This is a genomic window from Sphingobium scionense (assembly GCF_014197035.1).
Lineage (GTDB): Bacteria > Pseudomonadota > Alphaproteobacteria > Sphingomonadales > Sphingomonadaceae > Sphingobium > Sphingobium scionense.
Genome location: NZ_JACIEU010000003.1, coordinates 1 through 23334 on the forward strand (window position 1 = coordinate 1; position 23334 = coordinate 23334).

Genomic DNA, 23334 nt, shown 5'->3' on the forward strand with positions numbered 1-23334 from the left:
TCTTCAGCGAATCGAGCAGACCGCCCTGCTCGAAGGCGGCACTGGCAGCGCCGCCCGCCAAAAGCTGATCGAGAAGCTCATTCGGTATGGCAGGTTCTTTGCGTCGTGACATAGTGGGACTCCTTGTTGCCCATTATGCCCGGCCACACACGGAAATCCTGACAGTCCCCGCCGCCTTCGCCAACTATGGCAAGGTGTCGAAGCAGCAGTATAATGCCAAGATCTGGCAGGACATCGGCAGCAACGGTGACTTCATCTCAGTCGCTGCCCATTATAACCAGAACCGCAACAACTTCGGTGGTTCGCCCTTCCGCGCCAGCGCCTTCACCGGCGACAAGAGCGATCGCTTCTATGACGTCGCCGGCGGCTATCCCTGCCAGGTCAGCCAGACCAGCACCCCCAACGCCTGCGGCACCGATTTCGAGCGTCGTTTCAATCCGTCGAACACCGGCAACGTCCGCGCGAACTCGAAGTTCACCCTGGCCGAGCGTCTGACCCTGTCGGTCGACGGTGCCTATCAGTGGGTGAAGGCCAATGGCGGCGGCACCACCAGCGCCAACGAAACCTTCTTCACGGATTCGACTGGATTCACCGGCACCGGCAACTATGGCGGCAGCTTCTATTTCGGTCGTGACCTGAACGGTGATGGCGTGCTGGGTCGCGTGACCTTGCTCCAGCCGAGCCAGACCAACACCCGTCGCTGGGTCGGCATCGCCAACCTTGCTTACGAGATCAACGACAGCCATCGCGTCCGTCTGTCCTACAGCTACGACCGTGCCCGTCACCGCCAGACCGGCTATGCTGGCTTCCTTGACGATGGCGGCACGCCGTTCGACGTGTTCCCGATCAACGATCCGGTCCTTGATGCTGCCGGCAACGCCCTGCAGAAGCGTGACCGCAAGTCGATCGCCGAACTGAACCAGATCGCCGGTGAATATCGCGGCCAGTTCTTCGAGGACAAGCTGTCGGTGCTGATCGGTGGCCGTCTGCCCTTCTTCAAGCGCGAACTGAACCAGTATTGCTTCACCACCAGCTCGGGTGGTTTCGTGAACTGCGTGCCGGAAGACCAGCAGGCCGACTATATCGCGACCCATCCTTACAGCTTCAACAAGACGACCGGCCGTGCGACCGGTTCGGCTCTGCCGCAGGCGCGCAAGCTGAAATATGACAAGTTCCTGCCGAACGTGGGCGCGACCTTCAAGATCACGCCGGAAATCAGCATCGCGGGCAGCTATGCCAAGAACCTGTCGGTGCCCAGCACCGATGCGCTCTACAACGCGTTCATCTTCCCGGTTAATAGCGCCTCCGCCTATCGCGCGCCGGAAACCTCGGACAGCTTCGACGCCAGCCTCCGTTACACCTCGTCGAAGGTGCAGGCGGCTGTCACCGGCTGGTACTCGAAGTACAAGAACCGTCTGGTCACTGCCTATGACATCGACGGTAACGGCACCGACACCAACCTGGGTCCGGTGAAGAAATATGGCGTCGACGCCAATATTTCCTACAGCCCGATCAAGGAAATCACCGCCTATCTGTTCGGCTCCTACATCAAGTCGGAGATCCAGAACGACGCCGTGACCGGCAGCTGCGCCGCGACCAGCGACATCGCTCTGGCGGGCCTGTGCTATGTGCAGGATGGCGTTGCCTATCTCCGTACCTCGGGCAAGCGTGAACGCAGCGCGCCGAAATATCTGTTCGGTGGCCGTCTGCAGGGCAATCTGGGCGACTTCACCCTGGGCGTCCAGGCGAAGAAGACCAGCTCGCGCTATCTGAACGACATCAACGGTGAAATTCAGAGCGTGACGCTCACCGATGGCACCAGCAAGATGATCTTCCCCGGTGCGAAGTTTGGTGCCTACACCGTCGTCGACCTCGACCTGCGCTACTCGCTGGCCAGCGTCGGCATGGAAAAGGGCGCGATCCAGCTGAACGTCAGCAACCTGTTCGACAAATATTATGTCGGCTCGTTCAGCGGCGGTCTGGATACGCTCGCCAGCTCGTCCTCGGCCTTCGTGAACTTCGGTTCGCCGCGCGCGATCAGCGCCTCGCTGATCATCGGCTTCTAAGCCAGGCGCCGACAGGCAAAAAGGAAGGGAGGCGCGGAGCGATCCGCGCCTCCTTTTTCATGTCCTATTCGCCGTCGCTCGATTATGGTTGGGGGTAGGGTAGTGTGCGCTTTCCGATAGGATCAGGACAGCGCAATAAAATGTCGAAATGTGCGGGAAATATGGGAAGTTAAGCGCCCGATTTCCTATTTTCGGGCGCCTGGCCGCCGTCAGTTCAGGCAGTCGTCAAGCCCGTCGCGCTGCACCACCGGGATGCGCGCCGAGATGCTGTTGCCATAACGGCGGGTGAAGCCGTGCGGGTCGATCGCGGCGCGCTTCTTGGGCAGGGGCAGGACTGCCGCCAGCCGTGCCGCTTCGGCCCGGCTCAGCTTGCCCGCACCATGGCCGAAATAGCGGATCGCCCCGGCCTGCACGCCATAGGTGCCGATGCCGGTCTCCGCGACGTTCAGATAGACTTCCATGATCCGCCGCTTGCCCCAGATCGCCTCGATCAGCACGGTGAACCAGGCTTCGAAGCCCTTGCGGACGAAACCGCCGCCCTGCCACAGGAAGACGTTCTTCGCCGTCTGCTGGCTAATCGTGGAGCCGCCGCGAATGCGCCCGCCGCTGGCATTGTGGCGCATCGCCTGGGCAATCGCGACCGCGTCGAAACCATGATGGCTGCAAAAACGGCTATCCTCCGCCGCGATCGCCGCGCGCGGCATGTCCGGGTCGATCGCGTCCAGGCGCTTCCATTCCTTGGTGATGCCATTGGGGTCGAGCAGCATGGTGATCGTCACCGGCGGCGGCACGAAGCGATAGATGACCACCGTGCCGACCGACAGGCCGACAAAGCCGATGGCGACCTTGAGGGGGATGCTGATCCAGCGGGAACGACGTTTCTGGGGGGAGGCAGGCTTGGGCGCGGCTTTGGCTTTCTTCATGGCCGCAAACTAACGCGCCCGCGCGCCGCCGTCATCGATTCCTTCAGGCCGTCGCCAGGCTCGGCGTGCGGCCCCGGTTGATTAGCAGCACCAGCGCCGCACCGATCAGACACAATATGCCTGCCGCGATGAAGGCGGGCATATAGCTTTGCCAGGCGGTGCGTGACAGGCCGCCGGCCAAGGCCGCGCTCGCCGCGCCCAGCTGATGTCCGGCAAAGATCCAGCCGAACACGATATTCGCCTTTTCCGGGCCGAAGCGTTGTGCCGTCAGCTTCACCGTCGGCGGCACTGTCGCCACCCAGTCGAGGCCATAGAAGATGGCGAACAGCGACAGGCTGTAGATCGAGAAATCGCTGAACGGCAGATAGAGCAGCGACAGGCCGCGCAGCCCATAATAGAAGAAGAGCAGCCAGCGATTGTCATAGCGATCGCTGAGCCAGCCCGATGCCAGCGTGCCGGCGAAGTCGAACAGGCCCATCATCGCCAGCATCGACGCCGCGCCCACCGCTGCCAGCCCATAATCGCCGCATAGCGAGATGAAATGGGTCTGGACCAGGCCGTTGGTGCTGGCGCCGCAGATATAGAAGGAGAAGAAGAGGATCCAGAAGGTCGGCACCTTCGCCACGTCGCGCAATATGATCAGTGGGGTCGCCAGCAGCGCGCCCAGACTGGCCGGCTGGGCAGGGACGGGCTGGATCGCCTGCTCGCCATAGGGGGCCAGGTTCAGGTCGGACGGTCGGTCGCGCATCAGCAGCATCACTGTGACCGCCGCGATCAGGATTGCGCCGCAGACCAGCAGTAGAGCCGTGCGCCAGTCATGGCTGTCGGTCAGGCCGGCAAGCAGAGGAAGGAAAGCCAGTTGGCCGGTCGCGGTGCTGGCCGACAGCAGCCCCATCACCAGTCCGCGCCGTTCGCTGAACCAGCGGGTGGCGACCGTTGCGCCCAGCACCATGGCGGTCAGGCCCGTGCCGACGCCAATCACCACGCCCCAGAGAAGGACGAGCTGCCACAATTGCGTCATGCCAAGCGACAGCAGCAGGCCGCCGATCACGATCGACAGCGAAATCAGCATCATCCGCCGCACGCCGAAGCGGTTCATGAAGGCGGCGGCAAAAGGCCCCATGCCGCCGAACAGCAGGAAACGGATCGCCAGCGCCCCGGAAATATCCGCCGCGCTCCAGCCAAATTCCTTCTGCAGCGGCACGATGAATACGCCCGGCGCGCCGACCGCGCCGGCCACCACCAGCATGGTAAGGAAGGTCGTGCCCGCGACCGCCCAGCCATAATGGACATTGCGCGCGGCCAGGCGGCGGGCGAACATGGTGGACAGCATCGACTTCCCCTTGGACTGGCGCTTCGATTGGAAAACGGACTGGCGTTAAATGATAGGTATCATATATAAGGTCAAGAGGCCAATTGGAGACGCAGGATCATGAAAGTCAGCCGTGAACAGGCGGAGCGTAATCGCGAGAAGGTGGTGGACGCCGCATCCCGCCTGTTCCGCGCCCGCGGAGTCGAGGGCGTCGGCATTGGCGAGGTGATGCGCGAATGCGGCCTTACCCATGGCGGCTTCTACAACCAGTTCGAATCGAAGGAGGCGCTGGCGGCCGAAGCCTGCGCCACGTCGCTCGCGCGAGGGGCCGCCAAGTGGCGGCGTCTGTCTGCGGAGGATGGGCCGGATGCGATCACCGCCGATTATCTCAGTGCCCGTAACCGGGATGCGCCGGAAACCGGCTGCGCGCTGATCGCGCTTGGTCCGGACGCTGCGCGCAAGGGTGGGCCGCTCGCCACCGCCTTCCGCGAAGGGTTCGAGGATCTGACCGCCGCGCTGCAAAATGCCGGCATCGCCGATCGCGACGCGGCGCTGGCCCGCATGGCCCAACTGGTCGGCACGATGGTGCTGGCCCGCGCGGTGGATGATCCGGCCTTGTCAGCGGAACTGCTGGCGGCCAATCGTCGCGCTATGGGTGTCGAGGCATGAGCGCCGCGACCCAGTGGCGCCCGATGGGACAGGGGAATGTCGATGCGGTGGCAAACATGTCCGACCAGGTCCATGGCAGCTACACCGAACGACCGGCCATCTATGCCGAGCGACTACGCCTCTATCCGGCGGGCTGCTTCCTGCTGGAGCGGGACGGTCAGGCGCTCGGCTATCTCGTCACCCATCCCTGGGCCGGCGACCGACCGCCGGCGCTCGACCAATTGATCGGTGTGCTGCCGGATGAACCCGATCGCTATTATCTCCACGATCTGGCCCTGCTGCCCGAAGCGCGCGGCACCGGTGCTGCTGCGGCCGCCGTCGATCTGACCGTAGCGCAGGCCCGCGCCGCCGGCTTCGATCGTATCACCCTGACGGCCGTAAACGGCGCGGACGCCTTCTGGCGCCGACAGGGCTTCGTTGACGCGCTGGTTGCCGCCTCCAGCTATGGCGCGGACAGCGTCTCGATGGTGCGACTGCTCTAAGACGAAAAAAGGCCCCGGATCGCTCCGGGGCCTTTTCTTTTTCGTGTGTGGCCCGATCAAGCAGCGGCGAAGCGCGCCATCTTTTCCAGCTTGCCGCCGGCGATACGCATCATCGCCTTCTGCAGCTTCTCGAAGGCGCGAACCTCGATCTGGCGGACGCGTTCGCGCGACACGCCATAGACCTGGCTCAGTTCCTCCAGAGTCTTCGGCTCCTCGGCCAGGCGACGCTCGGCCAGGATATGCTTCTCGCGGTCGTTGAGGTCGGTCATTGCCTCGACCAGCATCTCGTGCCGCTGGGTCTTTTCCTGTTCGTCCGCGACGCGCTCGTCCTGCAGCGGATCGGTGTCCTGCAGCCAATCCTGCCACTGGCCGTCGCCATCCTCACGCATCGGCACGTTGAGCGAGGTGTCTCCGCCCATCGCCATGCGACGGTTCATTGACACGACGTCATCTTCCGACACGCCCAGATCGGTCGCGATCTTGGTTACGTCCTCGGGGCGCAGATCGCCATCCTCGAACGCTTCGATATTATTCTTCATCCGGCGCAGGTTGAAGAACAGCTTCTTCTGCGACGCGGTGGTGCCCATCTTGACCAGGCTCCAGCTGCGCAGGATGAATTCCTGAATCGATGCGCGGATCCACCACATGGCGTAGGTCGCCAGACGGAAGCCACGTTCGGCCTCGAACTTCTTCACGCCCTGCATCAGGCCGATATTGCCTTCGCTGATCAGTTCGCTGACCGGCAGGCCATAGCCGCGATAGCCCATCGCGATCTTCGCCACGAGACGCAGATGCGAGGTGACGAGCTGGGCCGCCGCCTCGGGATCCTGATGTTCCTCGTAGCGCTTGGCGAGCATATATTCCTGCTCGGGGGTCAGCAGCGGAAACTTGCGGATTTCCGACAGATAGCGGTTGAGGCTGGCTTCACCGCCCAGCGCCGGAACCGCGGGGACATTGCTCCGATTGGCCATGTCACTATTCCTTCCCTTTACATGCGCTCCAGACGGACCCGAAACTGGCATCCCTTGGCCGCGCAAACTTGTCAGAACCTATACGTGAAGCTCGCTTAACAGTTCCTGCATGTCCGCAGGCAGCGCGCTATCGAATATCAGGGGTTCCTCCGTCACAGGATGTATGAACCCCAGCCGTTTCGCGTGCAATGCCTGCCTTTTGAAACTCAGCGTTTCCAGTATCGATTTGAAACCTTTTCTTTCTCTACCGTAAACCGGGTCACCGATCAAGGGGTGCCCCAGATGCGCCATATGCACGCGAACCTGATGAGTACGGCCGGTTTCCAGCCGGCATTCCACCATTGCCGCGCCGCGCAGGCGCTCCATCACGCGGTAATGGGTGACGGCATGTTTGCCGCGCCCTTCCCGATGAACGGCCATCTTCTTTCGATCAGCGTCGGACCGTCCAACCCAGGCATCGACCGTGCCGGATCCCGGTGTCGGGATGCCATAGACGATCGCGGCATAGAGCCGGTCGATGCTGTGATCCTTGAACTGCCGGGCCAGGCCCTCATGCGCCTTGTCCGACTTAGCAACGACCAACAGGCCGGAAGTATCCTTGTCGATGCGATGAACGATGCCGGGACGCGCCACGCCGCCAATGCCCGACAATTGCCCATCGCAATGATGCAGCAGCGCATTGACCAGCGTGCCGTCCAGATTGCCGGCGGCCGGGTGGACGACCAGGCCGGCCGGCTTGTCCACCACGATCAGGTCGGCATCTTCATGCACGATGTCGAGCGGAATATCCTGGGCCACGGCGTCGAGCGCGACCGGGGCGGGCAGAGTGATGCTGTAATCCTGCCCCACCGCCACCTTCATCGACGGGTTGAGCGATCGGCCACCCGAGGCGATCTGTCCCTCGACGATCAACGCCTTGATCCGTTCGCGCGACAGGTCGGGCAGCAGTTCGGCCAGTGCACGATCGAGGCGCAAACCCGCCTGGGCTTCGCCTATCGTCGTTTCAATGATGGAAACCCCCGGAACCATTGCCTAGGGATGTAGGAATGAAGGCCGAAATTTCAAGGGTGCTGCTGGAACAAATCATGGACTTGGCCGCGGCCGAGCCGGGCGAGGTCTGTGGCCTGCTGCTGGGGCAGGGCGCGTGTATCGACGCGATCCTGCCCGCGGCCAATGTCGCGCCCGACCCGGCCCGGCATTTCGAACTGGCGCCGGCCACGTTGCTGGCCGCGCACCGGGCCGCGCGCCGGGGCGGGCCGGCAGTGCTTGGTCATTATCATTCCCATCCGTCGGGCGTACCGATTCCGTCGGAAACGGACCGGGCCTGCGCCGCGCCGGACGGCGCCTTGTGGTTAATCGTGGCGGGGCCGGTTGCTCGGCTATGGGCCGCCCGGCCGGATGAAGGCGGCGGCGTCGGTTTCGTGGAGGCGTTGCTCGATATAAGGTGATGCAAAGGGGGTGAGCCGGGCTTGCATCATCGGCTGGGGAAGCCTAGCCGGGAAGGTGTCTTTTCCCGTAAATCCGGCGGCCTCCATCTCCATGACCCATCCGATCGACAGCATCGAATTTGCCAGCCTTCTCTGCTCGCGCCTCTGCCATGACCTGCTGAGCCCCGTCGGGGCGCTCAACAATGGCCTGGAACTGATGGCCGACGAAACCGACCCGGACATGCGGCAGCGCTGCCTGGACCTGCTGGCCGACAGCGCCCGCACCTCGGCCAACAAGCTGAAATTCTTCCGCCTGGCCTTCGGTTCGGCGGGCGGTTTTGGCGATGCGGTGCCGCCGCATGAGGCGAAGGTCGCGATCGAGGGGATGTTCGCCTCGGGCCGGGTGAAGCTCGGCTGGATGGTCGAGGAGCAGATGCTGGCCAAGCTCGCGGTCAAGGTGCTGCTCAATCTCGCGCTGATCGCCGGCGATGCGCTGGTGCGCGGCGGGCAGCTCGACATCGGTGCGGAGAAGCGGCCGGGCGTGACGGAGATCGTGGTGCGGGGCGAAGGGCCGAAGGTCATTCTCGACCCCGAACTGCGCGCCGCACTGGCGGGCACGCTGCCGGCCGGTGGCCTGGCATCCCGCACGGCGGCTGCCTGGATGGTGCGTGCGCTGGTGATGGAGGCGGGCGGCGAGATCGTGCTGTCGCCGCCGGGTGATTCAGTGCTGTTGTTCGGCGCCGCCATCCCCGATCGCGCAGAATAATTCAGAACGGAAAATTCAGGGCAGCAGGGCGCGCAGGGCGGCGTCGTCCTGCCCCTCCAGGTCCAGCAACGCGGCATAGGGATCGCCCGTCAGGCCCAGCAGCGCGGCAAAGGCGGGTTCGGTCTTCAGGCCGCGATGGCGCAAGGCCATGATCGCCTGCGCCAAAGCAGGGCCGCCCAGATCGAGCAGGCGGCGTTCGAACCTGAAATGGCGCCAGCCATGTTGCTGCGCGACCGGCAAGGCCTGGCCGAAAATCTCGAACGGCCAGTCCCATGCGCGGAAGCGGATGATCATGGCGCCAAGGTCGGGCCGTGCATGAACGGAAAAATCGGGTTGGTCGCCGAAATGCTCGGTCAGCAAGGCGACAAAGGCATCGGCGTCCAGTACCTCGCAGACGATGTCGATGTCGCTGCCCGGCAGGTCTAGGCCGAGCGGCGGTGTGCCTGCAACATGCGGATCATAGGGCGCCAATAGCGCAAGCACGCCGGTGCGTTGCAGGGCGACCTCATGCGCGACGCGGCTCATGTCGCCTCCATCTCCGCTACGATCGCAGCGATCAGGTCTGCTGCTGGCAGGGCACGGGCGAGGGGCGCGCCCTGGCCGGCCCATTGCGCGCCATAGCCGCCTTCGCCCCGAGTCCTGGCGGCGGCATTGAGAGCCTTCCCGGCGGCATAGGCGCGCGGATAGTCGGGGACGTCGCTACTGTTTTCAGCGCCCCATTGGGTGAAGCGATTGGCGAGGCAGCGGGCTGGGCGGCCGGAAATGGCGCGGGTCATGACCGTTTGCTGGGCGGCCGGGCTGGCAAGGGCAGCGCGATAGGCGGCGTCGGCGCTGCTTTCCGGGCAGGCAATGAAGGCGGTGCCCAGTTGCGCCGCCACCGCGCCCAAGTCGAGCGCGGCGCGCACGCCCCGCCCGTCCATGATGCCGCCGGCCGCGATCACCGGCAGGCCGGTCTTCGCCACCAGCAGGCGCGTCAGCGCGAAGGTGCCGAGCATCGCATCGGCCGCATCGGGATCGAACATGCCGCGATGGCCGCCGGCTTCAAATCCCTGCGCCACCAGAACATCGATCCCGGCGGTGCGCGCGGCGGCGGCCTCGTCCAAATTGGTGACGGATGCCAGCAACAGGCACCCCGCCTGCTTGAGCGCTGCGATCTGCTGCGCGCCGGGCAGGCCGAAATGAAAGCTGACCACGCGCGGCCGCGTTTCGACCAATAGGTCGAGCATCGCCGGGTCGTCTGCAAAACTGCGATAAATGGTGTCGAGAGCGGCCGGCGGCCCGGCGCCCTGTGCCGCAAAAAGCGGCACCAGCGCGTCGAGCCATGCCGCTTCCTCGGCCGGGCGGATACGGGGCGGCGCATGGACGAACAGATTGACGTTGAACGGCCGGTCGGTCAGCGCGCGTGTCTCCGCAATCATGGCGCGCCCGCCCGCCGCATCGGTCGCGCCCACGGCGATGGACCCCAACGCCCCAGCATTGCTGACGGCCGCCGCCATCGCCGGCGTCGATATGCCCGCCATCGGCGCCTGGATGATGGGGGATGCCAGGCGAAGGTCGGCGATCAGGCTCATCGGCTTCATGTGGAAGTTGTTGATCCTTCCCGCAACGAAAAAAAAGGCCCGGCCGCTTGCGCGACCGGGCCTCTCTTGCAGCGACCTGTGAAAGGGTCAGGCGCTGTAATACATGTCGAATTCGACCGGCGAGGGGGCCATTTCCCAGCGATACACTTCGGGCCACTTCAGTTCGATATAGGCATCGATCTGGTCCTTGGTGAACACGTCGCCCTTGAGCAGGAACTCATAGTCGGCTTCCAGGCTGTTGAGCGCTTCACGCAGCGAGGCGCAAACGGTCGGCACCTGGCTCAGTTCTTCGGGCGGCAGATCATAGAGATTCTTGTCCATCGCGGCGCCCGGATGGATCTTGTTCTCGATGCCGTCGAGGCCGGCCATCAGCAGTGCGGCGTAGCAGAGATAAGGGTTGGCCATGGCGTCGGGGAAGCGGAACTCGACGCGCTTCGCCTTGGCACCGGCGCCGTAGGGAATGCGGCAGGAGGCCGAACGGTTGCGGGCCGAATAGGCCAGCAGAACCGGGGCTTCGAAGCCCGGCACCAGGCGCTTGTAGCTGTTGGTGGTCGGGTTGGTGAAGGCATTGAGCGCCTTGGCGTGCTTGATGACGCCGCCGATGAAGTAGAGGCACATGTCGGAAAGCCCGGCATAGCCTTCGCCCGCGAACAGCGGCTTGCCAGCGTCCCAGATCGACATGTGGGTGTGCATGCCCGAACCGTTATCCTGTGCGATCGGCTTGGGCATGAAGGTCGCGGTCTTGCCATAGGCCTGGGCGACCATCTGCACGACATATTTGTAGATCTGCATGCGGTCGGCGGTCTGGACCAGCGTGCCGAAGGTCAGGCCGAGTTCATGCTGGGCGGCAGCGACTTCATGGTGGTGCTTGTCGCAGGGCAGGCCCATTTCGAGCATGGTCGAAACCATTTCGGCGCGGATGTCGGTGCAGGGATCGACCGGCGCGACGGGGAAATAGCCGCCCTTGGCACGCGGACGGTGGCCCAGGTTGCCGCCTTCATATTCCTTGCCGGTGTTGGTCGGCAGCTCGATGTCGTCGATCTTGAAGTAGCTCTGCGAGTAGTCATTCTCGAAGCGCACATCGTCGAACATGAAGAATTCGGCTTCCGGGCCGACATAGATGGTGTCGCCAAAGCCGGCGGACTTGACGAATGCCTCGGCGCGCTTGGCGCAGGAGCGCGGATCGCGGCTGTAGAGTTCGCCGGTGTCGGGCTCGACGATGTCGCAGAAGATGATCAGCATCGGGGTGGCGCTGAAAGGATCGACATAGACGGCGTCCAGATCGGGCTTCAGGATCATGTCCGATTCGTTGATCGCCTTCCAGCCTTCGATCGACGAACCGTCGAACATCAGGCCCTGGGTCAACTCATCTTCGCCCAGCACGCTCGACACCATGGTCAGGTGCTGCCACTTGCCCTTGGGATCGGTGAAGCGGACATCGACCCACTCGATTTCCTTTTCCTCGATCATCTTCAGGATGTCTTTTGGCGTGTTGGCCATGTGCAGTTGCCCTTCTCTATGGATACCCCCCCGAAGGGGTAGTTGAAGCCTGTGTCCGCCGAACCCCTGTCCGCCGGCTAGAACCTGTCGAAAATCAGATGGCGTCGCTGTCGCGTTCGCCGGTGCGGATGCGCACCGCGCCCTCAATGGCGGAAATGAAGATCTTGCCGTCGCCGATGCGGCCGGTCTGGGCGGCGCTGCAGATCGCTTCGACGACCCGGTCGGCCAGCGCGTCGTCGACGACGACTTCCAGTTTTACCTTGGGCAGGAAATCGACGACATATTCGGCGCCGCGATAGAGTTCGGTATGGCCCTTCTGGCGGCCGAAGCCCTTCGCCTCGGTGACGGTGATCCCGGACACGCCCACTTCGTGCAGCGCTTCCTTCACCTCGTCCAGCTTGAACGGCTTGATGATCGCCTCGATCTTTTTCATCACTTAATCCCAACCCATGACGCACGACCGGATGCGGGCGCGACCCGCATCCAAACCTTCAAGTGACGATCGTCATGCCCCCCGAGGCAAGCGCCGTCTCCCTTAACAATCAATTACCGTGCCAAATGGCGAATCGCTAGGCCTGCTTTCGGCGATGCAGCAATCTTTGTCCATATTGCCCGGATTCTGGGCAATATCATGTCACTATGCCTGTTTTTTGGGCAGCGGTTGAGCCGTCCATCATGCAAAAGGCCCGCCCCGTCGATGCCGGTCTGAAATGATCCCCATGGCATGAACGGAGCGGGCCTTTGGGACCGCCATCAGGCAGGCAAAAATCAGCGCGCGTAAGGCGGGCAGTCGAGGCCGGTAGGGCTCTTGGTAAAAATCTCGCAGCCGGTTTCGGTGATGCCGATGCTATGCTCGAACTGGGCCGACAGGGTGCGGTCGCGCGTCACCGCCGTCCAGCCATCGTCCAGCATCTTCACGCCGGGCTTGCCGATATTGATCATCGGTTCGATCGTGAAGAACATGCCGGGCTTCAATTCCGGGCCGGTGCCGGGGCGGCCGACATGGACCACTTCGGGGCTGTCGTGGAAGACGCGGCCCAGGCCATGGCCGCAGAAATCGCGGACCACGCCATAACGATGTTTTTCGGCATGGCGCTGGATGACATGGCCGATGTCGCCCAGATGATTGCCGGGCTTGGCCTGCTCGATGCCCAGCATCAGGCATTCATAGGTGATCTCGACCAGTCGCTTCGCCTTGATCGGCGCTTCCCCGGCGATGAACATGCGGCTGGTGTCGCCGTGCCAGCCATCGACCAGCGGGGTAACGTCGATATTCAGGATATCGCCGTCCTTGAGCTTATAGTCGCCCGGAATGCCATGGCAGATGACATTGTTGAGCGAGATGCAGCAGCTATGGGTATAGCCGCGATAGCCCAGCGTCGCCGGCACGCCGCCGCCGTCCAGCGTCATGCGGCGGACGATGTCGTCCAGCTCGCCGGTGCTCACGCCCGGCACCACATGGGGCGCCAGCGCATCGAGAATCTCGGCGGCCAGCCGGCCGGCCTTGCGCATGCCGTCGAAACCGGCCGCGTCGTAGAGCTTGATCGCGGTCGAGCGGGAAACCGGCGCATCGGCCGTCATCGTCATATATTCGGTCATGTGGTTGATATAGACCCTGCGATCCGGCATTGCGAGTGTCTTCGCTCAGCCCCTCGGTCGCTATCAGGAAAAGAGAAACGGACATGGTGATGGAAGGCGGATGCGCCTGTGGTGAGGTGCGCTATCGGGTCGATGCCGACCCCATTTTCGTCAACAACTGCCATTGCAGCCTGTGCCAGCGCCAGAGCGGTGCTGCGTCCGCGGTCAACGCCTTTGTCGAGGTCGATCATCTCCATCTCCTGTCCGGCGACCTCAGCGAACATGTCGTGCCGACCGGCAGCAGCAAGACCCAGGTGATCGTCCGCTGCGCCAGTTGCGGCACGGCGGTCTGGAGCTTCTATCCCCGTCTCGGCCGGGCGGGCGCGGCGATCCGCGTCGGCACGCTGGACGATCGATCGGCGATCCGGCCCGATGCGGCGATCTTCGTGGCGGATCGGTCGGACTGGGCCGCCTTGCCCGCCGACGTGCCGATCTTCGAAGCCAGCTACAAGCCGGCGGACATCCTGCCCCCCGATCGGCTGGCCCGGCTGATGGCGCTCGCCGCCCGCGCGGAGCCGCTGGCATGAACGACCGGATCTGGACCGCCGCCGTGATCGTGATCGGCGATGAAATCCTGTCCGGCCGCATCCAGGACAAGAATGTCGCGCAGATCGCCACCTGGCTCAATGTCCAGGGCATCCGCCTGCGCGAGGTGCGGGTGGTGCCCGACGTGCAGGACGCGATCGTCGAGGCGGTCAACATACTGCGTGCCCGCAACGACTATCTCTTCACCACCGGTGGCATCGGCCCGACCCATGACGATATCACGGTCGATGCGATCGCCGCGGCGCTGGGCGTCGGCGTCGAAATCCATCCCGAGGCGCGGGCGATATTGGAGCGCTATTATGTCACGCGTGGCGGCCTGACCGATGCGCGGCTGCGCATGGCGCGGGTGCCGGCCGGCGCCGACCTCATCGAAAACCGGATGTCGGGCGCGCCGGGCATCCGTCATGGCAATATCTTCATCATGGCCGGCGTTCCGCATATCACCGCCGGCATGCTCGACAGTCTGACCGGCACGCTGGAAGGGGGCATGCCCGTCCTCTCCGCGACGATCGGCTGCTGGGTCGCGGAAAGCGAGATCGCCGACCTGCTCGGCGCCACCGAGCGCGCCCATGAGGGCGTCCAGATCGGCAGCTACCCCTTCTTCCGCGAAGGCCGCACCGGCGCCAATTTCGTCGTCCGCTCGACCGACCAGGCGGTGCTGGATGCGTGCATCACGGACCTCAGCGCCGCGCTGGCGGAGGGGGGCTGGACCCCGGTGCCGGGCGGCATCTGATCCGGCTGGTCCGATAGCGAAGGTCACGCCAGGGTCATCAAACTCAAAGTTCACACCGTTCTTGCTTGCTGTTTTCCGGGCTTTTGCGCGGGAAAAGGCACGGATGCATCATATAGGCGCGCCTGTGACGCGGCTGCTGGGTCACTGTCGTGTGCCTGTCGCGCGCCACTTGGGTCATGCCGACGCGACATTTGGGTCATGATGGGGCGCCATCATGGTCATCATCTGGGGTGAAGGGGCGAACGCAAGGGCAGGGCTGCTCATTCGCCAGGATAGACCAGAGAAAATCCAAATAGGAAAGGGGCGCACATCGATGGCAAGTCCCGCGCCTTCAGGGTTGTAACCGCCCGTCGATCCGGCACTATGAAGCCGGGATAACGGGAGAAAAATCATCATGTTCGCCCTTCTGCTGCTGTTGCAGGCAGCCTCGCCCGATATCATCGTGACAGGCGAGAGGCTGGTCGAGGAACAGGCGAAATGTGCGCGCGGCGAATGCACGCCGCTGCGCGATGCGCAGGCGACGATCGCCCTGGCCGAACAGCGGTTCCGCAATGGCGAATATGTGCATGCCAAGGGACTGCTGGCCGCAGCGATCAGCCGCAACAAGGACAGGGGGGCGGAGGCCCCGCGCGCGGTGGCCGCCATCTATGAAGCGATGGCGACGGTGTCATTGCATGAGGGCGACCAGGATGATTATCGCCGCGCGGTAGCCGGGCAGGTGAAGACGCTGCGCGACAATCTGCCGGCGAATGATGTGGCGGTGCAGGCATCCGCCACGGCGCTGGGCGACATGTGGATCAAGCTGGGCCGCTATCGTCAGGCGGAATCGACTTTTCGGGGGATTGAGGAGCAGGCGCTGGCCGAAGGGCAGGCCTATCCGGCGATGATGGCGGGGATGAAGCGGGTGTGGCTGGCCGGTGCGCTGGGCAAGATGCGCGAGGCGAGCGCGATGCTGGACGCGCTGGAGCGACGGCCGATCGCACAGGAACCGGCCTTTCGCACCGCCCTGCGCGTGGTGCGCCTGCGACTGGCGGTGCGGGCTGGCGATGATGCGGAAATCACCCGGCTGGCCGGGACGATCGGCACGAGCCAGGACGGGCCGCCGGTGCTGATCTGGCAGCCATCCTATCCCGGCAATGCCGCGGCCGAGGCGAACAATAATGCGCGGGCCTTTGGCAATGCGGACGTAATGCCGGTCAATTCGTCCGATCTGGCCAGCATCCAGTGGGTGGATGTGGGTTTCTGGGTCCGGCCGGATGGGCGCACCGAGGAGGCGGAGATATTGCGGGGGTCGCGATCGCCCGCCTGGGCGCCGGCGATCCTGAAGCAGGTTGCGGGACGGCGCTATGCGGCGAGTGCCAAGGTCGGCGAGGAAAATCCATCCGGCAGCTATCGGATCGAGCGCATCACGCCCAAATATCAATATGTGGTTCCCAAGGGATCAATGATCCGGCGCCGGGTGCCGGCACAGGGCTTCGAAGTGCTGGACCTGACCGCATCGGAAGCGGCGATGCCGCCGCCGGGCGGATGAGGTGCGGGCGCGCCTGAGCTGTCTGGTCGGGGGCACGAGAAGTTGATAGAGGCCCGCGCTGATAATTTTTCGAGGCGGGAAACCAGCGATGATTCAACCGGGTGCGACGTTCAAGGACAATCTCCAACTGCTGCCGCCGATCGACGGCATCGCCCGCATCGACCTGAAAGACGCGACCGGCACGATCGTCGCCAGCATCGAGAACCAGCCGGGCAAGCAGGGCTCGCTGGCCGTCTATGCCTATTTGCGGCAGGTGTTTGGCACGCTGGATGCAGCGGCGGCAGAGCATGGGCTGGCGGTGTTTGCCGAACATACGGCGGATGCCCGCAACCGGCCGGGTGCGCACCCCAATGTCGATCGGCTGATCGCGATCGTGGAAGGTGGGGACGCGCTGGAGATCGGGGTGGTTGCGGGCTGAGAGGCGTGCGATCGGCCCTCAGGATTGCGGGGCCGTCGCGATTGCGGAATGGTCTGGGGCGGAGGCTGTTAGAATTCCTTCTTCCCTGCGTTCCGAATAGCGGTCGACAAGCTGGGCGGCGTGGGGACGCAAGAGGATGGTGAAGCGCACCAGTTCCTCCATCACGTCGACGATGCGGTCATAATAGCTGGATGGCCGCATCCGCCCGGCCTCGTCAAATTCCTTGTAGGCCATCGCCACGGACGACTGGTTGGGGATGGTGAACATCCGCATCCAGCGGCCCAGCAGGCGGAGCGTGTTGACGGCGTTGAAGGATTGCGACCCGCCCGACACCTGCATGACCGCCAGTGCGCGGCCCTGTGTCGGCCGCATTCCGCCCATCTGGAGCGGAAGATGGTCGATCTGGGTCTTCATGATGCCGCTGATCTGGCCATGCCGTTCCGGGCTGCACCAGACCATGGCTTCGGACCAGAGCGCATGGTCGCGCAATTCATGCACCGCCGGATGATCGTCACCGGCCACCTGATCGGGCAGCGGCAGGTCGCTCGGATCGAAGATTCTTGTTTCGGAACCGAAATATTGTAGCAGGCGCGCCGCCTCTTCCACCGACAGGCGGGAAAAGGAGCGCTCCCGCAGCGAGCCATAAAGGAGCAGGACGCGCGGCGGCGGCTGGTCCGGGCCGAGGCCGATGGCGGGACGCGGCAGCGCAAATGCCTTGTCCAGCGCCGGGAGATGATCGGGATCGGGAAGATTGCGCAATCTCATGCGGTCATCGCTTTCTCATACCAGGGGCGGGTCCGCTTCACCAAGGCGACGATCGACAGCATCACCGGCACTTCGACCAGGACGCCGACGACCGTGGCCAGGGCTGCGCCGGAACTGAGGCCGAAGAGGCTGATGGCGGCGGCCACGGCCAGTTCGAAGAAGTTGGATGCGCCGATCAGCGCCGAAGGGCCGGCAACGCACCAGGCCACACCGAGCCGGCGGCTGAGCCAATAGGCTATACCGGCATTGAGATAGACCTGAAACAGGATCGGCACGGCAATCAGGGCGATGACCAGCGGTTGTCGGACAATCTGTTCGCCCTGGAAGCCGAACAGCAGGACCAGGGTCAGCAGCAGGCTGGACAGGCTGACCGGCCCGAGCGCTGACAGGATGCGCTGGAGCCGCGTCTCGCCGCCGCGCAGGAGGGCGCGGCGAAGCAACTGCGCGAACAGTACCGGCACGACGATGTAGAGGCCGACGGAGAGGGCCAGCGTATCCCACGGCACGGTGATCGCGGCGACGCCGAGCAGCAGCCCAACCAACGGCGCGAAGGCGAAGACCATGATGAGGTCGTTCAACGCAACCTGGCTGAGCGTGTAATTGGGGTCGCCATCGACCAGATTGGACCAGACGAACACCATGGCCGTGCAGGGGGCCGCGGCCAGCAGGATGAGGCCGGCAATATAGGAGGTGGCGGCGCCGTCGGGTAGCCAGGGGGCAAAGAGCCAGCCCAGGAAGACGGTGCCCAGCAGCGCCATCGAAAAGGGCTTGATCGCCCAGTTCACCACCAGCGTAACGCCGATTCCGCGCCAGTGCCGGCGCAGCCCGTGCAGCGCGCCGAAATCGACCCGCAGCAGCATCGGCACGATCATCAGCCAGATAAGCAGCGCAACGACGAGATTGACGTTGGCGACCTCCAGCGCGGCGATTGTCGCGAAGGCGGAAGGGGACAGATGGCCAAGGCTGATCCCGACGATGATGCACAAGGCGACCCACAGCGAGAGATAGCGTTCGAAGAGGGACATGATGTTACGCCTTGTCCGCGAGTGTCCGACCCGGCGCGTCGGGCGCGCTGGCGGTGCCGTCGCCCAGGGCGATCTGCATGTAAACCGTGTCGAGCCAGCGGCCGGCTTTCCAGCCCATGCCGGTCAGGCGGCCGACCTGTTCGAAGCCGCAGGCGCCGTGCAGGGCGACCGAGGCTGGTTCGCCGCCGCCGATGACGGCGACCATCTGCCGGAAGCCATGGGCCTGCGCCGCCGCCAGCAGCGCGACGAGAAGTCGTTTGCCGATACCGGCGCCGCGCCGGTCGTGGGCGACATAGATGCTGTTTTCGCAGGCATAGGCGTAGGCCGGGCGATCGCGAAACTGCGTGGCATAGGCATAGCCCACGACGTCGGTTCCATCGGTGGCGACGAGAAATGGCCAGTGTCGTCCGGTTGTCGCCATGATCTTCTCCATCGTCTCGGCAACGGTCGGCGGCACGACTTCGTAGGTCGCGGTGCCGTGCAGGACATGATGCGCATAGATGGTGGCGATGGCGTCTGCATCATCCCTCGTTGCAGGGCGGACGGACAGAATCATCGCCGGCTCAATTCGACGACTTCACCACCTTCTTTCACGAACGTGCCGCGCTGTTCGCCGGGCAGCAGGTCCAGCACGGTCTCCGAGGGGCGGCACAGTTTCACGCCCAGCGGCGACACCACCAGCGGGCGGTTGATGAGGATGGGGTGGGCCGTCATCGCGTCGACCAGGGCTGCGTCGTCGAGGCTGTCGTCGGCAAGGCCCAGTTCGGCATAGGGCGTGCCCTTTTCACGCAGCAGCGCGCGGGGCGTGATGCCGGCGCGCGCGATCAGATCAGTCAGCCGTGTCCGGCTCGGCGGGGTCTTCAGATATTCGACGACATGGGGTTCGATGCCGGCATTGCGGATCATGGCCAGCACGTTGCGCGAGGTGCCGCAGTCGGGATTATGATAGATCACGATATCGGTCATTATTGTCCCCTTCAGCAGCAGGTCAGTTCAGCCAGCAGTGGTTCGCACAGTTCCGCGCGCCCCTGGCAGCAATCCCTGGCGAGATAGATCATCAGCCCCTTGAGCACGTCGAGATTGGCGCGCTGGATCTGTTGGCGGCCACGTTTTTCGGATTGGACCAGGCCCGCCTTCGCCATCACGGCCAGATGGGTCGAAAAGGTGCTCTGGGTAAGCCCCGAGGCGTCGACCAGGGCACCGGTCGACAGCCCGTCAGGTTCGTGGCGGATGAGCAGGCGAAAGGCGTCGAGCCGGGTCGGATGCGCCAGGGCGGAGAGAATCGAGAGGGCGTCTTCCATGTTCATGCATCGTAATTATCCGATGCGATTTTGTGCGTCAACAAAGCATCGGTTATTTACGATGCCTTTCCCGGTGGGCAGTATGGATCATCTGCCGGATGACGGCGACGGTTCCGGAAACGGTGAAACCCGATCGCATACTCATTGCCGCAGTCGTTTTGCGCCCAAGGCGGTGGGTTGCGCTCAGCCCGCCGCCTTGGCCAGGCCCTTTGACAGTTGCAGCGCGCCGTTGAGGCGGGCGGCGGGATCGGGCCAGGCGCGGGTGACGACGACCTTGCTGTCCGGGCGCAGGCGGGCGACGCCATCGAGCCGCTGGACATAGGCGACCAGGCCTGCGGGGCTGGGGAAGCGATCCTCGAAGAAGCTGACCAGCGCGCCCTTTGGCCCGACATCGATCTTGGCGATATTGGCCTTGAGGCAATTCTGCTTGATCTCGATGATCTTGAGCAGGTTCTGGGTCGGCGCGGGCAGCTTGCCGAAGCGGTCGATCAGCTCGGCGGCGAAGGCCTCCAGCCCCTGGCGGTCCTCCAGCTCGTTGATGCGGCGATAGAGACCCATGCGCAGGTCAAGGTCCGGCACGAATTCTTCGGGGATCATGATCGGCGCGTCGACGCTGATCTGTGGCGAGAAGCTGTCGCGGCGCGCTTCGAGACCGGCGCCGCCAGCCTTGGCGTCCATGATCGCGTCCTCCAGCATCGACTGGTAGAGTTCGAAGCCGACTTCCTTGATGTGGCCCGACTGCTCGTCGCCGACCAGATTGCCGGCGCCGCGAATGTCGAGATCGTGGCTGGCGAGCTGGAAGCCGGCGCCGAGCGTATCGAGATCGGACAGCACCTTCAGCCGCTTTTCCGCGGTTTCGGTGATGATGCGGTTGGCGGGCGTGGTGAAATAGGCATAGGCGCGCGTCTTCGACCGGCCGACGCGACCACGCAACTGGTAGAGCTGGGCAAGGCCGAAGCGGTCGGCGCGGTGGATGATGAGGGTGTTGGCACTTGGGATGTCGAGGCCGGATTCGACGATGGTGGTGGAGAGCAGCACGTCATAGCGCTTGTCGTAGAAGGCGGACATGCGCTCCTCGACATCGGTGGCGCTCATCTGGCCATGGGCGACGATCGGCTTCACCTCGGGCACTTGCGTGCGCAGGAATTCTTCGACCTCGGTGAGGTCGGCGATGCGCGGCACGACGAAGAAGCTCTGGCCGCCGCGATAATGTTCGCGCAGCAGCGCCTCGCGGATGACGACGCCGTCCCAGGGCATGATATAGGTGCGCACCGCCAGGCGATCGACCGGCGGGGTCTGGATGACCGAGAGTTCGCGCAGGCCCGACATCGCCATCTGCAAGGTGCGCGGGATCGGGGTGGCGGTGAGGGTGAGGACATGGACGTCGGTCTTGAGGGACTTCAGGCGCTCCTTGTGGGTGACGCCGAAACGTTGTTCCTCGTCGACGATGACGAGGCCGAGGCGCTTGAACTCCAGCCCCTTGGCGAGCAGGGCGTGGGTGCCGACGACGATGTCGATCGTGCCGTCGGCGAGGCCCGCCTTGGTCGCTTTCGCCTCCTTGTCGGGCACGAGACGGGAGAGGCGGGCGATTTCCACCGGGAAGCCGCGGAAGCGCTCGACGAAATTCATGTGATGCTGGCGCGCGAGCAGGGTGGTGGGACAGATCACCACCACCTGCATGCCGGCCATGGCGGCGACGAAGGCGGCGCGCAGCGCGACCTCTGTCTTGCCGAAGCCGACATCGCCGCAGACCAGACGGTCCATCGGGCGGCCGGCGCCAAGGTCTTCGATGACGTCGCCGATCGCGCGGTCCTGATCGTCGGTTTCCTGATAGGGGAAGCGGTCGACGAAGGCGGGATAGCCGGCGGCATCCGGCTCGGCGATCTCGGCGGGGCGCAGGGCGCGCTCGGCGGCGGTCTTGAGTAGCTCGCCCGCAATCTCGCGGATCCGCTCCTTCATCCGCGCCTTGCGCCGCTGCCAGGCTTCGCCGCCGAGCTTGTCGAGGCTCACGCCCTCGCTGTCGGAACCGTAGCGCGAGAGGACTTCGAGATTTTCGACCGGCACGTAGAGCTTGTCGCCGCCGGCATAGGAGAGGGCGACGCAGTCATGCGCGGTCTTGCTGACCGGGATCTGCGTCAGCCCCTCATAGCGGCCGATGCCATGGTCCATGTGGACGACCAGGTCGCCGGGTGAGAGGGTGGCGAGTTCGGCGAGGAAGGCGTCGGCGCTCTTCTTGCGCTTGGCGCGGCGGACCAGCCGGTCGCCCAGCATATCCTGTTCAGTGAGGACGGCGACGTCGGGCGCGGTGAAGCCATGGTCGAGGCCGAGCACGGTGAGGACGGCGCTGCCACCCGCCGCGGTGCCGAGTGCTTCCTGCCAGCTGTCGGCGGCGGCGAGGCGGGCGACGCCATGATCGGCGAGCAGGCCGGACAGGCGCTCGCGCGCGCCGGCCGAATAGCTGGCGATCACCACCTTCTTCTTGGTGCGGCGCAGGGCGTCGATATGCTTGCCGACTGCCTCATAGACATTGACGTTCTGCGCGCGTTCCGGCGCGAAATCGCGCGGGCCGTCGACGGCGAAGTCGAGGACGGTGGCGCTTTCGGGTTCATGGAAGGGGGTGGTGGCGTGCATCGGCCAGCTGGCGGCGGTGGCGTCCCACTCGGCGGCGTCGAGATAGAGGGCTTCGGGCTTGAGCGGGCGATAGGCGCCGGGATCGGCCGATTTCGCGGCGATGCGGTTGGCATGATAGTCACGGATCGCCTCGAACCGGGCGTCGGCCGCGCCGACCACGCCATGGTCGCGGACGATGATCGCGTCATCGCCCAGATGCTCGGCCAGCGGAACCAGCTTTTCCTCGAACAAAGGCAGCCAATGTTCCATGCCGGCCAGGCGCCGGCCTTCGCTCACTGCCTGATAGAGCGGGTCGCCGGTCGCGGTCGCGCCGAAGGTTTCGCGATAGCGGCCGCGGAAGCGCTTGATCGTGTCTTCGTCGAGCAGCGCCTCGGACGCGGGGAGCAGGGTGAAGCCGTCGATGCTGCCAGTGGTGCGCTGGTCGGTCGGGTCGAAGCGGCGCACCGTCTCGATCTCGTCGCCGAAGAAGTCGAGGCGCAGCGGCTGTTCCTCGCCGCCAGGGAACAGGTCGACGATGCCGCCGCGAATGGCGAATTCGCCGCGATCATGAACGGTGTCGGTGCGGACATAGCCGTTGGATTGCAGCATGTCGGCGAGGCGCGTGATCGCGATCCGCTCCTTGGGGGCGAGGCGCGCGACCAGTTGGCGGACGCGGAACGGGGTAAGGGTGCGCTGGGTCAGGGCGTTGAGGGTGGTGAGGACCAGTTGCGGTCCCTTTGGTTTTGCCTGGAGCGCATGGAGACCGGCGAGGCGGGCCGACGCGGTGCGGAGCGAGGGGCTGGCCCGGTCATAGGGCAGGCAGTCCCAGGCGGGGATTTCGATGATCTCGATCTCTGGCGCGAAATAATGGGCGGTGTCGGCGACCGCGCGCATCAGTTGCTCGTCCGAAGCGACGAAGACGGCACGTGTCGGCGCAGCGCGGGCGATGTCCGCCAGCAGCCAGGGCTGGAAGCCGGCCGGCACGCCGGACAGGGTGAGCGGCGCCTTCGCCTTCAGGATTTTCTGGAGATCGGTCATGGGTCCATCATCTTCAAAAATCCTCCCCTCTAA

24 protein-coding genes are annotated in these 23334 nt (G+C 64.5%); 9 read left to right on the forward strand and 15 right to left on the reverse strand.

What is annotated here, in order from left to right; all coding sequences use genetic code 11:
• Positions 1 to 113: 113 nt before the first annotated feature.
• On the forward strand, positions 114 to 2066 hold the full coding sequence (locus GGQ90_RS03660) for a TonB-dependent receptor domain-containing protein (protein WP_343053528.1): 1953 nt from the start codon (positions 114 to 116) through the stop codon (positions 2064 to 2066).
• Positions 2067 to 2275: 209 nt separating this feature from the next.
• On the opposite strand, the gene mtgA is transcribed toward GGQ90_RS03660, so the two are convergent.
• Entirely contained in the window at positions 2276 to 2989 is a 714-nt protein-coding gene (gene mtgA / locus GGQ90_RS03665) for a monofunctional biosynthetic peptidoglycan transglycosylase (protein WP_188080883.1), read from the reverse strand.
• 43 nt (positions 2990 to 3032) lie between these two features.
• Entirely contained in the window at positions 3033 to 4322 is a 1290-nt protein-coding gene (locus GGQ90_RS03670) for an MFS transporter (RefSeq protein ID WP_188080884.1), read from the reverse strand.
• A gap of 99 nt (positions 4323 to 4421) precedes the next feature.
• On the opposite strand from GGQ90_RS03670, the gene GGQ90_RS03675 reads away from it, so the two are divergent.
• Complete coding sequence (locus GGQ90_RS03675; RefSeq protein ID WP_188080885.1) at positions 4422 to 4970, forward strand: TetR/AcrR family transcriptional regulator; 549 nt, start codon at positions 4422 to 4424, stop codon at positions 4968 to 4970.
• Positions 4967 to 5452, forward strand: a complete 486-nt coding sequence (locus GGQ90_RS03680) for a GNAT family N-acetyltransferase (protein ID WP_188080886.1) — start codon at positions 4967 to 4969, stop codon at positions 5450 to 5452. Before GGQ90_RS03675 ends, GGQ90_RS03680 begins: the two co-directional genes overlap by 4 nt.
• 56 nt (positions 5453 to 5508) lie before the next feature.
• Here the strand turns inward: GGQ90_RS03680 and rpoH are convergent, their stop codons facing one another.
• Both rpoH and GGQ90_RS03690 read right to left on the reverse strand, forming a co-directional pair.
• Positions 5509 to 6423, reverse strand: a complete 915-nt coding sequence (rpoH, locus tag GGQ90_RS03685; protein WP_188080887.1) for an RNA polymerase sigma factor RpoH — start codon at positions 6421 to 6423, stop codon at positions 5509 to 5511.
• A gap of 78 nt (positions 6424 to 6501) precedes the next feature.
• Complete coding sequence (locus GGQ90_RS03690; protein ID WP_188080888.1) at positions 6502 to 7452, reverse strand: RluA family pseudouridine synthase; 951 nt, start codon at positions 7450 to 7452, stop codon at positions 6502 to 6504.
• Between the two features lie 17 nt (positions 7453 to 7469).
• Between GGQ90_RS03690 and GGQ90_RS03695 the strand changes: the two genes are divergently transcribed.
• Both GGQ90_RS03695 and GGQ90_RS03700 read left to right on the forward strand, forming a co-directional pair.
• Positions 7470 to 7871: a M67 family metallopeptidase gene (locus GGQ90_RS03695; protein ID WP_188080889.1), complete on the forward strand. Its 402-nt coding sequence runs from the start codon at positions 7470 to 7472 to the stop codon at positions 7869 to 7871.
• A 91-nt stretch (positions 7872 to 7962) separates the two neighbouring features.
• Positions 7963 to 8616, forward strand: coding sequence for a histidine phosphotransferase family protein (locus GGQ90_RS03700; RefSeq protein ID WP_010336062.1), 654 nt, complete (start codon positions 7963 to 7965; stop codon positions 8614 to 8616).
• A 15-nt stretch (positions 8617 to 8631) separates the two neighbouring features.
• On the opposite strand, the gene GGQ90_RS03705 is transcribed toward GGQ90_RS03700, so the two are convergent.
• From GGQ90_RS03705 to map, 5 genes are all read right to left on the reverse strand, one after another.
• Positions 8632 to 9141 carry a DUF4269 domain-containing protein gene (locus GGQ90_RS03705; protein WP_188080890.1) on the reverse strand — a complete coding sequence of 170 codons (510 nt, stop codon included), beginning with the start codon at positions 9139 to 9141 and terminating at the stop codon, positions 8632 to 8634.
• Positions 9138 to 10187, reverse strand: coding sequence for an NAD(P)H-dependent flavin oxidoreductase (locus GGQ90_RS03710; RefSeq protein ID WP_188081141.1), 1050 nt, complete (start codon positions 10185 to 10187; stop codon positions 9138 to 9140). The genes GGQ90_RS03705 and GGQ90_RS03710 overlap by 4 nt, the downstream gene beginning before the upstream one ends.
• A gap of 96 nt (positions 10188 to 10283) precedes the next feature.
• Positions 10284 to 11696 carry a type I glutamate--ammonia ligase gene (glnA, locus tag GGQ90_RS03715; RefSeq protein WP_188080891.1) on the reverse strand — a complete coding sequence of 471 codons (1413 nt, stop codon included), beginning with the start codon at positions 11694 to 11696 and terminating at the stop codon, positions 10284 to 10286.
• A gap of 94 nt (positions 11697 to 11790) precedes the next feature.
• Entirely contained in the window at positions 11791 to 12129 is a 339-nt protein-coding gene (locus GGQ90_RS03720; protein WP_004207549.1) for a P-II family nitrogen regulator, read from the reverse strand.
• A 335-nt stretch (positions 12130 to 12464) separates the two neighbouring features.
• Positions 12465 to 13295 (reverse strand): type I methionyl aminopeptidase, encoded by an 831-nt coding sequence (map, locus tag GGQ90_RS03725; protein WP_188081142.1) that lies wholly within the window; start codon positions 13293 to 13295, stop codon positions 12465 to 12467.
• Between the two features lie 83 nt (positions 13296 to 13378).
• On the opposite strand from map, the gene GGQ90_RS03730 reads away from it, so the two are divergent.
• The 4 genes from GGQ90_RS03730 to GGQ90_RS03745 all read left to right on the forward strand — a co-directional run bounded on the left by GGQ90_RS03730 (position 13379) and on the right by GGQ90_RS03745 (position 16562).
• Positions 13379 to 13861, forward strand: a complete 483-nt coding sequence (locus tag GGQ90_RS03730) for a GFA family protein (protein ID WP_188080892.1) — start codon at positions 13379 to 13381, stop codon at positions 13859 to 13861.
• Positions 13858 to 14613 carry a competence/damage-inducible protein A gene (locus tag GGQ90_RS03735; protein WP_188080893.1) on the forward strand — a complete coding sequence of 252 codons (756 nt, stop codon included), beginning with the start codon at positions 13858 to 13860 and terminating at the stop codon, positions 14611 to 14613. Before GGQ90_RS03730 ends, GGQ90_RS03735 begins: the two co-directional genes overlap by 4 nt.
• 394 nt (positions 14614 to 15007) lie before the next feature.
• Positions 15008 to 16144 carry a tetratricopeptide repeat protein gene (locus tag GGQ90_RS03740; protein ID WP_188080894.1) on the forward strand — a complete coding sequence of 379 codons (1137 nt, stop codon included), beginning with the start codon at positions 15008 to 15010 and terminating at the stop codon, positions 16142 to 16144.
• An 88-nt stretch (positions 16145 to 16232) separates the two neighbouring features.
• Positions 16233 to 16562, forward strand: a complete 330-nt coding sequence (locus GGQ90_RS03745) for a DUF2322 family protein (RefSeq protein ID WP_188080895.1) — start codon at positions 16233 to 16235, stop codon at positions 16560 to 16562.
• A gap of 18 nt (positions 16563 to 16580) precedes the next feature.
• Here the strand turns inward: GGQ90_RS03745 and arsH are convergent, their stop codons facing one another.
• From arsH to mfd, 6 genes are all read right to left on the reverse strand, one after another.
• On the reverse strand, positions 16581 to 17327 hold the full coding sequence (gene arsH / locus GGQ90_RS03750) for an arsenical resistance protein ArsH (RefSeq protein ID WP_188080896.1): 747 nt from the start codon (positions 17325 to 17327) through the stop codon (positions 16581 to 16583).
• On the reverse strand, positions 17324 to 18352 hold the full coding sequence (gene arsB, locus GGQ90_RS03755; protein ID WP_188080897.1) for an ACR3 family arsenite efflux transporter: 1029 nt from the start codon (positions 18350 to 18352) through the stop codon (positions 17324 to 17326). The genes arsH and arsB overlap by 4 nt, the downstream gene beginning before the upstream one ends.
• Before the next feature lie 4 nt (positions 18353 to 18356).
• Positions 18357 to 18908: a GNAT family N-acetyltransferase gene (locus tag GGQ90_RS03760; RefSeq protein ID WP_188080898.1), complete on the reverse strand. Its 552-nt coding sequence runs from the start codon at positions 18906 to 18908 to the stop codon at positions 18357 to 18359.
• Entirely contained in the window at positions 18905 to 19318 is a 414-nt protein-coding gene (gene arsC / locus GGQ90_RS03765; RefSeq protein WP_188080899.1) for an arsenate reductase (glutaredoxin), read from the reverse strand. The genes GGQ90_RS03760 and arsC overlap by 4 nt, the downstream gene beginning before the upstream one ends.
• Positions 19319 to 19329: 11 nt before the next feature.
• Complete coding sequence (locus tag GGQ90_RS03770) at positions 19330 to 19659, reverse strand: ArsR/SmtB family transcription factor (RefSeq protein WP_188080900.1); 330 nt, start codon at positions 19657 to 19659, stop codon at positions 19330 to 19332.
• Between the two features lie 177 nt (positions 19660 to 19836).
• Positions 19837 to 23301, reverse strand: a complete 3465-nt coding sequence (mfd, locus tag GGQ90_RS03775; RefSeq protein WP_188080901.1) for a transcription-repair coupling factor — start codon at positions 23299 to 23301, stop codon at positions 19837 to 19839.
• Between the last annotated feature and the right edge of the window lie 33 nt (positions 23302 to 23334).